This window comes from Variovorax sp. F042 (assembly GCF_057814215.1).
Genome location: NZ_JBVASX010000006.1, coordinates 270792 through 285033 on the forward strand (window position 1 = coordinate 270792; position 14242 = coordinate 285033).

A 14242-nucleotide genomic window follows, 5' to 3' on the forward strand; every position below is an offset into this window, starting at 1 on the left:
GGTACTCCCCTCCGCGAATGTCCCCCGTCGGCGTGATCGCACCCCGAACGAACAACGCGAAAAATCGAAAAGCAAGCTTTCATCTAGTCGAGCTTGCCGGTCTCTGCCTTCGCGCGAATCAGGTTTAACAGCAGGGTGTCGCGCGCAGCTTCAAGGTCGCTGGTGCGGCGTGAGCCCAGTTCGTCGGCCACGCCTTGCGTCACTTTCTGCTTGAGATCTGCCGTCATCGACGGCGCGCCCAGGTCCTTCCACCAGTCCTCGATCGGCCCACCCAGGTGCGCGAGCACGTGCTCGATACCGCCCGCACCGCCCGAGAGATGCAGGTTCATGAACGGCCCCATCACCGCCCAGCGCAGGCCGGGTCCGTGCGCGATGGCCGTGTCGATGTCGGCCACGCTCGCCACGCCTTCGTTGACGAGGTGGAAGGCTTCGCGCCACAGCGCCGCCTGCAGCCGGTTCGCGATGTGGCCTTTCACCTCGCGCTTCACGTGGATCGGCCGTTTGCCGATGGCCGTGTAGAAGTTCATCGTGCGCTCGATGGCTTCGGCCGAGGTCTGCTCGCCACCGATCACCTCCACCAGTGGAATCAGGTGCGGCGGGTTGAACGGATGCCCCAGAACGACGCGCTGTGGATGCGCGCAGCCTGACTGCACGCCGCTGATCGCAAGGCCCGACGAGCTCGACGCAAGAATCGTTTCCGGCGGCGCGGCGGCATCCATGCGGCGGAACAGGTCGATCTTGAAATCCATGCGCTCGGGGCCGTTCTCCTGCACGAAGTCGGCCACGGACACCGCGTCTTCCAGGCTGTCGTGGAAGCGCAGCCGGTCTACCGACGCACCCGGCACCAGGCCGAAGCGCTCCAGCGTGGGCCAGTGCTGCGCCACCGCAGCGCGCAGCCTGTCTTCGGCGCCGGGCGACGGATCGGTCGCGTTCACGTCGAGCCCGTGCGCGAGAAAGTACGCGACCCAGCTCGCACCGATCACCCCGGTGCCGACAACCGCCACGCGCTTCACGCTCGAAGAAGAAGTGCTCATGCTCATGCTGATTTCCACCGCGCGCAGCGGCTCTCTGCCTTCGTGGTCCATGCGGCCTCGCCGCGGATCGGCTCGACCACCTTGTAATAGTCCCATGGCTCCTTCGACTCGGCCGGCGTCTTCACCTGCATCAGGTGCATGTCGTGCACCATCAGCCCGTCGTCGCGCAGCCAGCCGCCCTTGACGAACATGTCATTGAACTTCGTCTTGCGCAACTGCGCCATCACCTTGTCGGCATCGTCGCTGCCCGCGGCCTTCACGGCCTGCAGGTACTGCATCGCGGCCGAGTAGTCGCCGGCATGGAAGGAGGAGGGCATGCGCTTGTGCTTGTCGAAGAAGCGGCGCGCCCATTCGCGCGCCTCGGGGCTCTGGTTCCAGTACCAGCTGTCGGTGAGGTACATGCCCTGCGAGCTCTTCAGGCCCAGCGCATGAACGTCGTTGATGGTGATGATCATGCCGGCCAGCTTCATGTTCTTGCTGATGCCGAACTCCGCCGCCGACTTGATGGCATTGACTGTGTCGCCGCCCGCATTGGCCAGCGCCAGCACCTGCGCTTTCGAACCCTGCGCCTGCAGCATGAACGAAGAGAAATCGCTCGCGCCCAGCGGATGCTTCACCGAGCCCGCCACCGTGCCGCCACTGGCCTGCACGATCTTGGCCGCGTCGTTCTGCAGCGCCGCGCCGAAGGCGTAGTCGGCCGTCACGAAGTACCAGCTCTTGCCGCCAGCCTTGACCACCGCGCTCGCAGTGCCGCGTGCCATGGCCACCGTGTCGTAGGCGTAGTGCACCGTGTAAGGCGAGCAGTACTCGTTGGTGAGGCTCGACGCGCCCGAGCCCACCACGAAGTACGGCTTCTTCTTGTCGGCTGCCACGCCAGCCATCGCAATGGCCGCGCCCGAGTTGACGCCGGCGATCAGCATGTCGACCTTCTGCACGTCGAACCACTCGCGTGCTTTCGCGGCGGCGATGTCGGGCTTGTTCTGGTGGTCGGCCGTGACCAGCTCGATCTTCTTGCCGCCGATGGCGCCGCCCATGTCGGCAATGGCCATGCGGATGGCCTCGGCGCCCGCCGGGCCGTCGTAGTCGCGGTAGATGCCCGACATGTCGCTGATGAAGCCGATGCGGATCACGTCGTCGGACACTTGGGCAAAGGCGCTTGCTGCGAAAGCCGTGCCCAGGGCGAGGGCCAGGGCGGTGCGGGAAATGTTCATGTGCCTGTCTCCGTTCGTTCGTTGTTCTGGTTCTTCTTCGTCGTCAGCCCAGCGCGAACTCGGGCCGTGGCGTGCCTACGCGCGGCAGGCCCATCATCTGCCGCGCCTCGGCCGGCGTGGCCACCTCCATGTCGAGCTCGCGTATCACCCGCACGATGCGCTCGGTGAGCTGCACGTTGGTGGCCAGCTCGCCCTGGCGGAAGTAGAGGTTGTCTTCCAGGCCCACGCGCGCATGGCCGCCCAGCAGCAGCGCCGCCACGTTGGCTTCAAGCTGCGAGGGGCCGATTCCGCTCACGCAGAAGATGCTGCCCTTGGGCAGGGTGTCGACCATCATCTGCAGGAAGCGCGGCGAGTAGGGCATCGCGTTCTGGAAGTTGCGGTGCACGTTCATCACCAGGTTGATGAAGTAGGGCTCGTCGTCGTGGCCTTCCTGGATCAGCGTGGTCGTGTCCTGCAGGATGTGCGTGGGGCTGAACACCTCCCACTCGGGCTTGATGCCGCGCGCCTTCATGCCGGCGGCCAGTTCGCGGCCGCGGGTGATGGGCGTGTCCATCAGGATCTGCCTGCCCTCGAAGCTCAGGTTGAGCGTGGTCGCGTCGAGCGTGCACATCTCGGCGCCGGCGTCCATGCCCTTGATGCGCTCTTCCCATGCGATCTCCCAGCGCTCGCCGGCCAGCGGCTTCACCATGTCGCCGTGCACGCCGCCACCAGTGGAGTTGTTGATGACGATGTCGCTGCCGCCCGCGCGGATGCGGCTGTTGATGTCGCGGTACACGTCGGCGTTGCAGGTGGCGCCGTCGTCCGGGCGGCGCGCGTGGATGGCCACCACGCTGGCGCCGGCATTCCAGCAGCGCAGCACGTCGGCAGCGATTTCGGCGGGCTGCGTGGGGAGGTGGGGGTTCTGCGACTTGTGCGCCATGCCGCCGGTAGGGGCGATGGTCACGATCACTTTGCGCTTCGACATGCTCGGGGACTCCTGGTGTCTTTCATGGGGGCGCGTCATTATTTTTTGGGGCGCATTTGCACTCAGTCATCGCGACGACATTTGGGGGCAGGGTTTACGCTGCGCCAAACGCTAAAGTCGCCCCAGCGCCATTGCGCGCATCAAGGAGAACCAATGAGACTACTGCCCATCCTCCTGGCCGCCGCGGCCGCGCTGACCTCGACCTGGACGCTCGCGCAACCGGCAGGCCCCGCCACTTGCGAAGCCAAGCGCGAGGCCATTGGCCGCGACATCGAGGCGGCCAAGGCCAAGGGCCAGAAGCAGCGCGTGCGCGGGCTCGAAAAGGCGCTAGGCGAAGTGCGCCGCACCTGCAGCGACGCGAAGCTGGCGGCAGAGCACCAGCGGCGCATTCGCAGCCAGGAACGCAAAGTGGCAGAACGCGAGCGTGACCTGCGCGAGGCCCAGCACAAGGGCCGTGCCGACAAGATCGCAGACCGCGAAGAAAAATTGCGTGAAGCGCAGGCCGAGCTGCAACAGCTCAAGGGCGCGCAGTAAAAAGAAGATGCCCACGACCAGGCCCGCCATCCAGGCGGCATCGCTCGCGATTCCCCAGTTGCTCCAGGGCTCGGCCTGGTTCCCGCTGCTCGACGTGGCGGCGGGCGAGCGCGTGCTCGACGAGATACGCGAGGTCGACGTGGCCGCGGGTGCCGCACTGTGCCGGCGCGGCGACACGCCACTGCACTGGTACGGCACGCTCGAAGGGCTGCTCAAGTGGTCGATCACCTCGAGCGACGGACGCTCCGTGACCTTCGGCGGGCTCTCGGTCGGCAGCTGGTTCGGCGAGGGTACGTTGCTGCGAGCGCTGCCGCGTTCGGCCGACATCATCGCGCTGCGCCCGAGCCGCGTGGCGCAGCTGCCGCTGGAGACCTTCGAGTGGCTGCACCGCACGCAGCGCGGCTTCGACCACTTCCTGCTGCAGCAGATCAACGAGCGGCTGCACTGGTTCATGGGCAACTACGCGGCGCACCGGCTGCTCGATGCCGACAGCCAGGTGGCGCGCGCGCTGGCGGGGCTGTTCCACCCGTGGCTGCATCCGGGGAGCGAGCCGCACCTGCAGACCTCGCAGGAGGAGATTGCGAATCTCTCGGGCGTGTCGCGTCAGCGGTGCAATGCGGCGCTGAACCGGCTGAAGGAAGCGGGCTTCCTGCGGATCGAGTACGGTGGCATCACCGTGATCGATCTTGAAGGGCTGCGGCGCTTCATCGAATAGCAAAAAAGGAATCGGAGTACGCCCCATGCATGAATTCAGCATCTTTGCCGACTACTTCCAGTTCTACATCCAGGACGAGGCCGCAGATGGCGATCTCTCCGATGCGTGGACAGACGAAGCCGTGGAACGCATGCTTGCGACCGAAGCCGGCGTCGTCGGCATCGGCACCGTTCGCAACATGGACGTGCCCGTCACCGTCGAGATCCTCGACACGGAAAGCCCGCTCGATCTTGACCAGTGGGAGCATGTCGTCGAATGCACCCTGGTGACGCAGAGCGCCAACCTGGTCATCGCCGGTTGTACCGACTACTTTCCCGATGCGGCGCGCATTCCCGTTGCGCCCGGAATCTACAGGCTGCGTGCCTGCTATGCGGGCCTGGACACGCTTTCCGAAGACGGGCTGGAAGGCAGCGATCGCTACCACCTGCAGCTCTGGCCGGCGCCGGCCATCGAACCGACTGTTCTCAAGCAGCGCGTGGCCTGATTGCTCACTGCGTCAGCCGCAACCGCATGCGGGCGCACCCCTTCTACACGCCCAGCAGTTCTTCCAGCGCCTGCGGCTCGGCCAGCAGATCGGCCGAGGCCCCGTGCCGCACGATCTGCCCCTTCTCCATCACCACCGCAAGATCGGTGTGCGCCAACACCTTGCGGTAGTCGCGATCGACGATCAGCGTGGCGATGCCGGTCGCGCGGATCTCGCCGATCACGCGCCAGATCTCGGCCACGATCAGCGGCGCCAAACCCTCGGTGGCCTCGTCGAGTATCAAGAGGCGCGGGTTGGTCATGAGCGCGCGGCCGATGGACAGCATCTGCTGCTCGCCGCCCGACAGCTGCTGGCCGCCGTGCGATAGCCGCTCGGCAAGTCGCGGAAAGGTGGCCATCACGCGGTCGAAGGTCCACTCGCGCCGGCCGTCGATGCCGGCGCGTTCGCTCATCACGAGGTTCTCGCGCACCGACAGGTTCGGAAAGATGCCGCGGCCCTCGGGCACGTAGCCGATGCCCAGCCGCGCCATCTTCTCGGGCGGCAGGCCGGTGACGGTGCGGCCGTCGACCTGCACTTCGCCCGAGGCGGGGCGCACGTAGCCCATCATCGTGCGGATCAGCGTGGTCTTGCCCATGCCGTTGCGCCCGAGCAGGCCGACCGATGTGGCCGCCGGAATGCCGGCGTGCACGCCGCGCAGGATGTGGCTGTTGCCGTAGTAGGTGTTGAGATCGCGGACGATGAGCATCAGTGGTCTTCTCCGAGGTAGGCGGTGCGCACTTCGGGGTTCTCGCGAATCTCTTTGGGGTTGCCTGTGGCGATGACGGTGCCGTTCACCATCACCGTGATGCGGTCGGCAATGCGGAAGACCGCGTCCATGTCGTGCTCCACCAGCAGGATGGCATGCGTGGCTTTCAGCCGTGCGAGCAGCGTGAGCATGCGGTCGGTTTCCTCCGCGCCCATGCCGGCGAGCGGCTCGTCGAGCAGCAGCACGCGCGGGTTGGTCGCCAGGCACATGGCCACTTCGAGCTGGCGTTGCGCGCCGTGGCTCATGGTGCCGGCGATGCGGCCCGCTTCATGGGCGAGGCCGGCAGCTTCGAGCGCCGCGTCGGCCGATGCGTTGCTGGTGGCGCAATCTTTCGACGATTGCCAGAACGCCCAGGGCTTGGGCGTGGCGGCTTGCGCGGCGAGCCGGCAGTTCTCGTGCACGCTGAACTCCGGGAAGATGGTCGTGCGCTGGTAGCTGCGGCCCACGCCGTCGCGCGCGCGCTTCGACTGGGCGCGGCCGGTGATGTCCACGCCGTCGAGCGCGATGCGGCCTTCGGAGGCTTCGATCTCGCCGGAGAGCATGTTGATCAGCGTCGACTTGCCCGCGCCATTGGTGCCGATCACCGCATGGACTTCGCCGACGTGCAGGTCGAGCGTGACGGCGTTGACGGCCGTGAGGCCGCCGAAGCGGCGCGTGAGGCCTTCGACGGAAAGCAGTGCGGTCGTCATGCGGCCCCCTTCGGCGACAGGCGTTGGACCAGGCCGATCAGCCCCTTGGGCAGCAGCGCCACGAACACGATGATCGTCAGCCCCAGCGTCAGCTGCCAGTGGTCCGCCAGCGGGCCCATCACCGCATGCGTCGAGAAGATTTCCTTCAGCAGCGTGAACGCGATGGCGCCGATCACCGCGCCGCGCAGATGGCCGAGGCCGCCGAGGATCACCATCAGCAGCACTTCGCCCGAGTTGTGCCATGCCATCAGCTCCGGGTTGACCACGCCGTCGCGCGAGGCCAGCAGGAAACCCGCGAGCCCGGCCAGCGCACCGGCCAGCACGAAGGCCGCGAGCTTGTAGCCATACACCGCGAACCCTGCCGCGCGCATGCGCTGCTCGTTCACGCGGATGCCGGCCAGCGCTGCGCCGAAGCGCGAGCGGCGAATGAGTGCCAGCAGCCCGTAGGTGAACACCAGCGACGCCAGCACCACGTAGAACAGCACCGTGCGGTTCTCCATGTCGAGCGCGCCGATGGCAGGGCGTACATACATGTAGATGCCGTCGCTGCCGCCGCCGACCTTGGTGTCGTGGAACACGAAGAAGGCCATCTGCGCGAAGGCCAGCGTCACCATGATGAAGTACACGCCGCGCGTGCGCAGGCTCAAGGCACCGACGAACAGCGCATAGAGCGCCGCCGCGCCCATGGCCAGCGGCAGCAGCAGCGCGAAGTTGCCGCCCTCGCTGCCCGAGGCGAGCACGGTCATGTACGCACCGATGCCGTAGAACGCCGCGTGGCCCAGGCTCACGAGACCCGTCATGCCCACCAGCAGCTCCAGGCTCAGCGCGAAGATCGACAGGATCATCACCTTCACGATGAAGTCCGACGCATAGTTGCCCAGCAACGGACCGGCGATGCCGATGGCCACCGCGCAGGCTACGGGCAGGAGGAAGGCGTTTTTTTTCATGGCTGTCATGGCCGCCTCCCCATCAGCCCCTCGGGCTTCCATATGAGCACGATGGCCATCAGAAGATAGATGCCGATGCCGCTGAGGTCCGCGAAGAACACCTTGCCGAAGGTGTCGACGAAGCCCACCAGCAGCGAGGCCACCAGCGCCCCGGTGATCGAGCCGATACCGCCGATCACCACCAGCACGAAGCAGATGATGAGCACGCTCGCACCCATGTTCGGGTACACCGAGGACATCGGCGCGGCGATCATGCCGGCCAGCGCCGCCAGCGCCACGCCGGCCGCGAACACGATGCGGTAGAGCCGCTTCACGTCGATGCCCAGGCCACGCACCATGTCGCGGTTGCTTGCGCCGGCGCGGATCATCATGCCCAGCCGCGTGCGGTTGACCACCCAGTACAGCCCCACGGCCAGCACGATGCAGGCGGCCGAGGCGAAGAGGCGATACCACGGGTAGCTCATGACATTGCCCAGCGCGAAGCTGCCGTCGAGCCATGCGGGCACCTTCACGCCGTGCACGTCGTTGCCCACCAGGATGGAGCGCAGTTCCTCGAACACCAGGATCAGGCCGTAGGTCATCAGCACCTGCTGCAGGTGGTCGCGCTGGTAGAGGTAGCTGAAGAAGGCCCATTCGAGCAGGTAGCCGAACACGGCGGCCAGCACCACGCCGGCCACCAGCATCAGCAGGAACTGGTCGCCGAACAGCGGCGCGAGCGCGAACGCCATGTACGCACCGATCATGTAGAAGCTGCCGTGGGCGAGGTTGATGACGCCCATGATCCCGAAGATCAGCGTCAGCCCCGAGGCCACGAGAAAGAGCAGGAGTCCGTACTGAACCGAGTTCAGGCACTGGACCAAGAAGGTTCCGAAATCCACGAGGAGGTTCTCTCTGGGCGGGATCGTTGTTCAATGGGAATGCACTGCGCGGGACACCGCGGAACCGGCTTTGCCGGGCCGCAGGTGTCGCCCCCTGCAAGGGGGTTGGCGCAGCACACGAAGTGAGCGAAGCCTGGGGGTGAGCCTATTTACATCCTGCAGCCGCGGGCTGGGTCGGCCAGTCCCTTGATGGCCGTGCTCACCAGCTTGTTTTCCTTGCCCTCGACCTTGCGCAGGTAGATGTCCTGCACCGGGTTGTGCGACTTGCTCATCGTGAACGTGCCGCGCGGGCTGTCGATCCTGGCCTTCTCGATGGCGGCCGTGAACTCGGCCTTCTTGCCGATGTCGCCCTTGGTGGCGGCAAGGCCCACGCCCAGCATCTGCGCCGCGTCGTAACCCTGCACGGCGTACACGTCGGGCTGCAGCTTGAAGGCCTTGGCATAGCCGACGCGGAAGGCGTTGTCGCGCGCGGTGTTCAAGCCGTCGGCGTAGTGCAGCGTGGTCAGCATGCCTTGTGCCGATTCGCCCTGCGCATCGAGCGTGCCGTCGGTCAGGAAGCCGGGGCCGTACAGAGGAATGGTCTTGTTCAGGCCTGCGGCCTGGTAGTCCTTCACGAACTTCACCGCGCCGCCGCCCGCGAAGAAGGCGTACACCGCATCGGGCTTGGCCGCCGCGATCTCGGTCAGCAGCGCCTGGAACTCCACGTTGGGGAAGGGCAGCGTGAGCTGCTTGTCGACCTTGCCGCCGTTCTTCTCGAAGCCTTCCTTGAAGCCGTTGACCGACTCGTCGCCGGCAGCGTATTTCCAGGTGATGGTCATCGCCTTCTTCTTGCCCTGCTGCTTGGCCGCCACTTCGCCCATGGCGAAGGCCGGCTGCCAGTTGCTGAACGAGCTGCGGAAGATGTTGGGCGCGCACATCGGCCCGGTCACGGCGTCGGCACCGGCATTCGGCACGATCAGCACGGTGCCGCTTTCCTTGGCGGCCTTGGCCATGGCCATCGCGACGCCCGAGTGCACGGTGCCGACGATCACGTCGACGTTGTCGCGCTTGATGAGCTTGTTGACGTTGTCGGTGGCCTTGGCGGGGTCGGACTCATCGTCGACCTTGAAGTATTCGATCTCGCGGCCGGCGAGCTTGCCGCCTTGCTCGTCGACGTAGAGCTTGAAGCCGTTCTCGATGGCCACGCCCAGGGCGGTGTAGGTGCCGCTGTAGGGCAGCATCAGGCCGACCTTGAGCTTGCCGGTGCCCTGGGCGCCGGCGGCCGAGGCCAGCGCGGCGAAAGCGATGGCCGTGAGGGCCAGTCGGGCTGTACGCACGGAGGTGGGAAGGGTCATGGTGTCTGTCTCCTGTTTTTGGTGATGAAAGAAGTGGCCGCGACGATGACACGATCCGGCTGATCGCGATGCGGGGAATGCCCGCATTCAGGGATTTCGAGCAGCTCGCAACCACTGACGCGCGCGGCGATGCCGCGGATCTGCGCGAGCGTGCCGTACTCGTCGTCGATGCCCTGCATGGCAAGCACGGGGCAGCGGATGGTGTCGAGCTCCGCCTCGATGTTCCAGTCGCGAAAGGGCGGGTGCAGCCAGATGCGGTTCCAGCCCCAGAAGGCGGAGTCGGCGCTGTCGTGATAGCGGCCGAGCTTCTTCGGCAGGTCGGTGCCCAGGTACGCGGTGCGGGCGATCTCGATGTTCGCGACGGTCTTGTCTTCCACGAAGATGTGCGGAGCGAGCACGACCAGGCCTTCGACTTTTCCGGGAAAGCGCGCGGCGTACAGCAGCGCGATCGAGCCGCCGTCGCTGTGGCCGAAGAGCCAGGGCTTTTCATCGCCGAGCCCCAGCGCGGTGAAGAGGGCGGGCAGCACTTCGTGCGCCTGGCGGTGCATGAAGTCGACGTCCCAGATTTCGTCGTCGGCGCGCGGGGTGGAGCGGCCGTAGCCGGGGCGCGAGAAGACCAGGCCTCGCGCGCTGGCGGCTTCGCAGACTCGCGCGGGGAAGTCCTTCCACATGGCGACGGAGCCGAGGCCTTCGTGCAGGAACACGATGAGCGGGGCGTCGGTGCGCTCGGGGGCGATCCACTGGCACTCGATGCGCACAGTGCGACCGCGCCAGTCGATGGCGGCGAACTCGGGCGTGCTCATGCCTGCTTCTCGCGCTCGCGCAGCCTGAAGCGCTGGATCTTGCCGGTCGCCGTCTTCGGCAGCTCGCTCACGAACTCCAGGAAGCGCGGGTATTTATATGGCGCGAGGCGTTCCTTGACGAAGGCCTTCAGCTCTTCCTCGGTTGCCGCGCTGCCGTCTTTCAGCACCACGAAAGCCTTGGTCTTGGTCAGCCCTTCGGCGTCTTCCTTGCCGATGACTGCCGCTTCGAGCACGGCCGGGTGCTGCATCAGCGTGGCCTCGACCTCGAAGGGCGACACGTAGATGCCGCTGACCTTGAGCATGTCGTCGCTGCGGCCGGCGTAGGTGAAGTAGCCGTCCGCGTCGCGTGTGTACTTGTCGCCGCTCTTGGTCCAGCCGCCCTGGAAGGTCTCGCGCGACTTCTCGCGGTTGGCCCAGTACATCAGGGCCGAGCTGGGGCCGCGGATGTAGAGGTCGCCCACTTCGCCGTCGGGCACCGGGCGGCCGTCTTCGCCGCGCAGCTCGACCTCGTAGCCGTCCACCGGCTTGCCGGTGGTTCCGTAGCGGATGTCGCCGGGGCGGTTGGAGATGAAGATGTGCAGCATCTCGGTCGAGCCGATGCCGTCGATGATCTCGCAGCCGAAGTGCGCCTTGAAGCGCTGAGCGATCTCGCCCGGCAAGGCTTCACCGGCCGATGAGCACATGCGCAGCGCCACCGCTTCGCGCGCCGGCAGCTTGGGCGATGCGAGCATGCCCGCGAAGCCCGTGGGCGCACCGAAGAACACTGTGGGCTTGTGCTCCACCCAGCGACGGAAGGTGGCGTCGGGCGTGGGCCGCTCGGCCATCAGCACGACGGTGGCGCCGACGGTGAGCGGGAAGGTCAGCGCATTGCCGAGGCCGTACGCGAAATACATCTTGGCGGCCGAGAAACACACGTCGTTCTCGGTGAGGTCGAGCACAGGCTTGCCGTAGAGCTCGGCCGTCCACCACAGGTTGGCGTGCGTGTGGACCGTGCCCTTGGGCTTGCCGGTGGAGCCGGAGGAGTACAGCCAGAAACCCGGGTCATCGGAAGCGGTTGTCACGGGCGACGCCAGGGGCTCGACGGCGGCGAGCGCGGCATTGAATTCCTTCGCGCCATCGGGCAGGGCGCCCGTGGGCTGCGACACGAACAGCGTGTGCACTTCATGGCCGCCGCGTGCCATCGCCTCCTGCAGCGTGGGCAGCAGCGCGCCCGACACCAGCACCGCCTGCGCGCGGCTGTGGTCGAGCATGTAGGCGTAGTCGTCGGGCGTGAGCAGCGTGTTGACAGCGACCGGCACGACGCCGGCATAGAGGCAGCCGAGAAAGCTCACGGGCCAGTCGTTGCCATCGAGCATCAGCAGCAGCACGCGCTCTTCGCGCCGGATGCCTGCGGCCTTCAGCGCGGCGGCCAGGCGGCGCGCGCGGTCTTCGAGCTGGCCGTAGCTCAGCGTGCCGCGGTCGTCGATGTAGGCGGTGCGTTCGGCGCGGCCGCGGTTGAGGGCGAACAGATGCTCGGCGAAGTTGAATCGTGTGGGCAGGGTCATGGTCTTGTCTCCTTCGGCCGTGTTCTTGTTCTAGAGGCCGAGCGCGGCGATGACGCCGGGGCTCGCCTGAACCGCGCTGCGGCGGTGATAGAAATCGAGCGCTCGCAGCCCGCCGAGCTCTGCACCGCCCCCCGCGCGGCCGGGGCCGCCATGCAGCGACATCGGCATCACGTTGCCGTGGCCGGTGTGGGCCTGTGCCACTTCGGGGGTGATGACGTGCACGCGGCCGTGACTGGGCGCGACCGACAGCGCGACTTGCGCCAGAGCTGCGTCGTCGCTGCCATATAGAGAGGTGACGAGCGAGCCCTGGCCGCGATGCGCCAGCGCGATGCCGTGCGCGAGGTCGCGGTAGGGCAGCAGCGTGGCCACGGGGCCGAACACTTCCACGTCGTGCACGCGCTGCGCCGCATCGGCATCGCGCGCGCCAAGCAGCACGGGGCCGATGCAGGCGGCGATGTTCGGGTCGGCGTCGATCAGCGGCTTGTTGCGGCCATCGTGCAGCACAGTTGTTTGCGCGGCCAGTGCGTCGAGGCCTTCACGCACTGCGTTCAACTGCGCGCGGCTCACGAGCGAACCCATGCGCACGCTCTCGTTGCGCGGATTGCCGACGGTGATGCCCGCGAGCTTGGCTCCGATGGCTTCGGCCGCCGCGTCGTACACCTCGGCTGGCACCAGGATGCGGCGGATGGCCGTGCATTTCTGGCCCGACTTCACCGTCATCTCGCGCACCACTTCACGCACGAGCAGGTTGAAGGCCTCGCTGCCGGGCGCGGCGCCGGGCAGCAGCAGGGCGCTGTTGAGGCTGTCGGCCTCGATGTTCACGCGCACCGAGCGTTCGGCCACGGCGGGGTGCGAGCGGATCACTGCGGCCGTCTCGGCCGAACCGGTGAACGAGGCCACGTCGAAGGGCTGCAGCGCATCCATCAAGCCGGCCGAGCTGCCGCAGACGATGGAGAGCGCGCCAGCGGGCAGCACGCCTGCATCGACCACGTCCTTCACCATGCGCTGCGTGAGCCAGGCGGTGGCCGTGGCGGGCTTCACGATCACGGGCACGCCCGACAGCAGCGCGGGCGCAGCCTTTTCCCACAAGCCCCACGAGGGGAAGTTGAAGGCGTTGATGAACAACGCCACGCCCTGCGTCGGCACCTGCAGGTGCTGCGACTGGAATACCGGCTCCTTGCCGAGCTTCACGGCTTCGCCGTCGCGCAGCGCACGCACGTCGCCGAGCGTGTCGCCCCATTTCGCGTACTGGCCGAGCGTGAAGATCGCACCGTCGATGTCGACGGCCGAGTCGTTCTTCACCGTGCCTGAATTGGCGGTGGCGATCTCGTAATAAGCATCGCGGTTGGCCTGTAGCACTTTCACGATGGCTGCGAGCAAGACGGCGCGCTGGCGGTAGGTGAGGGCGCGCAGCGCCTCACCACCCTGTTCGCGTGCAAAGGCAAAGGCCGCGGGCAGGTCGAGGCCGGTGGCATCGACGCGCGCGAGCTCGGTGCCCAGCACCGGGTCGAACAGGGGCGTACCGGCGCCCGATCCGCTTTGCCAGCGGCCGGCGACGTAGTTGGAAAGGAGCTCGGTCATTCGATGGGTCTCAACGTGGGCAGGTTCGGGGAACACCGCGGAACCGGCTTTGCCGGGCCGCTGGTGTTGCCCCCGGCGAGGGGGTTGGCGGCCACACGAAGTGGGCAAGCCTGGGGGAGTGCTTCATACGGTGAACTTGATCTGCCCTTCGGGCAGCAGATACAGGACGAGCGCGCGGCCACTGGCCACGGTCGGGCGGTGCGCGGTGCCGGGCCCGTAGACGCACCAGCCCGCGGGGCGTCCGTCGAAGGTGGCGGCGCTGTCGTCGAGCGGCATGATCAGGTCGATCTCGCCGTTCGGATGCGTGTGGTGCGGGCCGGCGATGTCCTTCATGTCGACCACGTCGACCGAGAAGCGGTGCAGCGCGTCTTCGGCCTTGAAGACGCGGCCGTACCTGATGCCGCCGCCTTCGCGTTCGCAGAGCCAGCCTTCGGCGACGCCGCCGATGCAGGCCTGGCGCAGTTGTTCGAAGCTGGCGCTGCCCGCGCCGTGGGTGGCGTTGAGCCACTGGTCGAGCGTGCCGTCGAGCGGCCTGCCGGCAATCTCGGCGGTCAGGCCGGCGATCAGCTGGTGAAATGCTTCCTTGCCGGTAGCGGGAGTGCTGCTGTCGGACATTGTGGGGCCTCGAACTTTGGAACTACCTTGCAGGATCACTGTGCGTGCAGTATCTTGCGTGTGGCCGAACAATAAGCATCGAGGCAATGAGTGTCAAGCAATAT

Annotated in this window: 15 protein-coding genes; 3 read left to right on the forward strand and 12 right to left on the reverse strand. The window is 66.8% G+C overall.

The genetic code is table 11. The features are described from left to right. Positions 1-83: 83 nt before the first annotated feature. The 3 genes from ACZYSP_RS20820 to ACZYSP_RS20830 are packed head-to-tail and all read right to left on the reverse strand — an operon-like array spanning position 84 to position 3209. Positions 84-1034 carry a 3-hydroxyacyl-CoA dehydrogenase NAD-binding domain-containing protein gene (locus ACZYSP_RS20820; protein WP_489016275.1) on the reverse strand — a complete coding sequence of 317 codons (951 nt, stop codon included), beginning with the start codon at positions 1032-1034 and terminating at the stop codon, positions 84-86. A 2-nt stretch (positions 1035-1036) separates the two neighbouring features. Then, positions 1037-2245 carry an ABC transporter substrate-binding protein gene (locus tag ACZYSP_RS20825; RefSeq protein ID WP_489016277.1) on the reverse strand — a complete coding sequence of 403 codons (1209 nt, stop codon included), beginning with the start codon at positions 2243-2245 and terminating at the stop codon, positions 1037-1039. A gap of 43 nt (positions 2246-2288) precedes the next feature. Continuing rightward, positions 2289-3209 carry a beta-keto acid cleavage family enzyme gene (locus tag ACZYSP_RS20830; protein WP_093057071.1) on the reverse strand — a complete coding sequence of 307 codons (921 nt, stop codon included), beginning with the start codon at positions 3207-3209 and terminating at the stop codon, positions 2289-2291. A gap of 153 nt (positions 3210-3362) precedes the next feature. On the opposite strand from ACZYSP_RS20830, the gene ACZYSP_RS20835 reads away from it, so the two are divergent. The 3 genes from ACZYSP_RS20835 to ACZYSP_RS20845 are packed head-to-tail and all read left to right on the forward strand — an operon-like array spanning position 3363 to position 4942. Further along, a complete protein-coding gene (locus tag ACZYSP_RS20835) occupies positions 3363-3743 on the forward strand; it encodes a DUF1090 domain-containing protein (RefSeq protein WP_258351997.1) in 381 nt (126 codons plus the stop codon). Between the two features lie 7 nt (positions 3744-3750). Then, positions 3751-4458, forward strand: a complete 708-nt coding sequence (locus ACZYSP_RS20840; protein ID WP_489016280.1) for a Crp/Fnr family transcriptional regulator — start codon at positions 3751-3753, stop codon at positions 4456-4458. 25 nt (positions 4459-4483) lie between these two features. Further along, the gene (locus tag ACZYSP_RS20845; protein WP_489016282.1) at positions 4484-4942 is read left to right on the forward strand and encodes a hypothetical protein; all 459 of its coding nucleotides are present in this window, start codon (positions 4484-4486) and stop codon (positions 4940-4942) included. Between the two features lie 43 nt (positions 4943-4985). Here the strand turns inward: ACZYSP_RS20845 and ACZYSP_RS20850 are convergent, their stop codons facing one another. The 9 genes from ACZYSP_RS20850 to ACZYSP_RS20890 all read right to left on the reverse strand — a co-directional run bounded on the left by ACZYSP_RS20850 (position 4986) and on the right by ACZYSP_RS20890 (position 14138). After that, positions 4986-5687 (reverse strand): ABC transporter ATP-binding protein, encoded by a 702-nt coding sequence (locus ACZYSP_RS20850; RefSeq protein WP_093076543.1) that lies wholly within the window; start codon positions 5685-5687, stop codon positions 4986-4988. Continuing rightward, entirely contained in the window at positions 5687-6436 is a 750-nt protein-coding gene (locus ACZYSP_RS20855; protein WP_093057066.1) for an ABC transporter ATP-binding protein, read from the reverse strand. Before ACZYSP_RS20855 ends, ACZYSP_RS20850 begins: the two co-directional genes overlap by 1 nt. Beyond that, positions 6433-7383 carry a branched-chain amino acid ABC transporter permease gene (locus tag ACZYSP_RS20860; protein ID WP_371258807.1) on the reverse strand — a complete coding sequence of 317 codons (951 nt, stop codon included), beginning with the start codon at positions 7381-7383 and terminating at the stop codon, positions 6433-6435. Before ACZYSP_RS20860 ends, ACZYSP_RS20855 begins: the two co-directional genes overlap by 4 nt. A 5-nt stretch (positions 7384-7388) precedes the next feature. Beyond that, positions 7389-8261, reverse strand: a complete 873-nt coding sequence (locus tag ACZYSP_RS20865) for a branched-chain amino acid ABC transporter permease (RefSeq protein ID WP_093057064.1) — start codon at positions 8259-8261, stop codon at positions 7389-7391. A 149-nt stretch (positions 8262-8410) separates the two neighbouring features. Further along, positions 8411-9595, reverse strand: a complete 1185-nt coding sequence (locus ACZYSP_RS20870) for an ABC transporter substrate-binding protein (protein ID WP_093057063.1) — start codon at positions 9593-9595, stop codon at positions 8411-8413. Next, positions 9592-10398, reverse strand: a complete 807-nt coding sequence (locus ACZYSP_RS20875; RefSeq protein WP_489016286.1) for an alpha/beta fold hydrolase — start codon at positions 10396-10398, stop codon at positions 9592-9594. The genes ACZYSP_RS20870 and ACZYSP_RS20875 overlap by 4 nt, the downstream gene beginning before the upstream one ends. Continuing rightward, positions 10395-11942 carry a benzoate-CoA ligase family protein gene (locus ACZYSP_RS20880; RefSeq protein WP_489016288.1) on the reverse strand — a complete coding sequence of 516 codons (1548 nt, stop codon included), beginning with the start codon at positions 11940-11942 and terminating at the stop codon, positions 10395-10397. Before ACZYSP_RS20880 ends, ACZYSP_RS20875 begins: the two co-directional genes overlap by 4 nt. Positions 11943-11972: 30 nt before the next feature. Continuing rightward, positions 11973-13523, reverse strand: a complete 1551-nt coding sequence (locus tag ACZYSP_RS20885) for a 3,4-dehydroadipyl-CoA semialdehyde dehydrogenase (protein ID WP_489016290.1) — start codon at positions 13521-13523, stop codon at positions 11973-11975. A gap of 123 nt (positions 13524-13646) precedes the next feature. After that, entirely contained in the window at positions 13647-14138 is a 492-nt protein-coding gene (locus tag ACZYSP_RS20890; RefSeq protein WP_093057059.1) for a DUF4863 family protein, read from the reverse strand. Positions 14139-14242 lie beyond the last annotated feature (104 nt).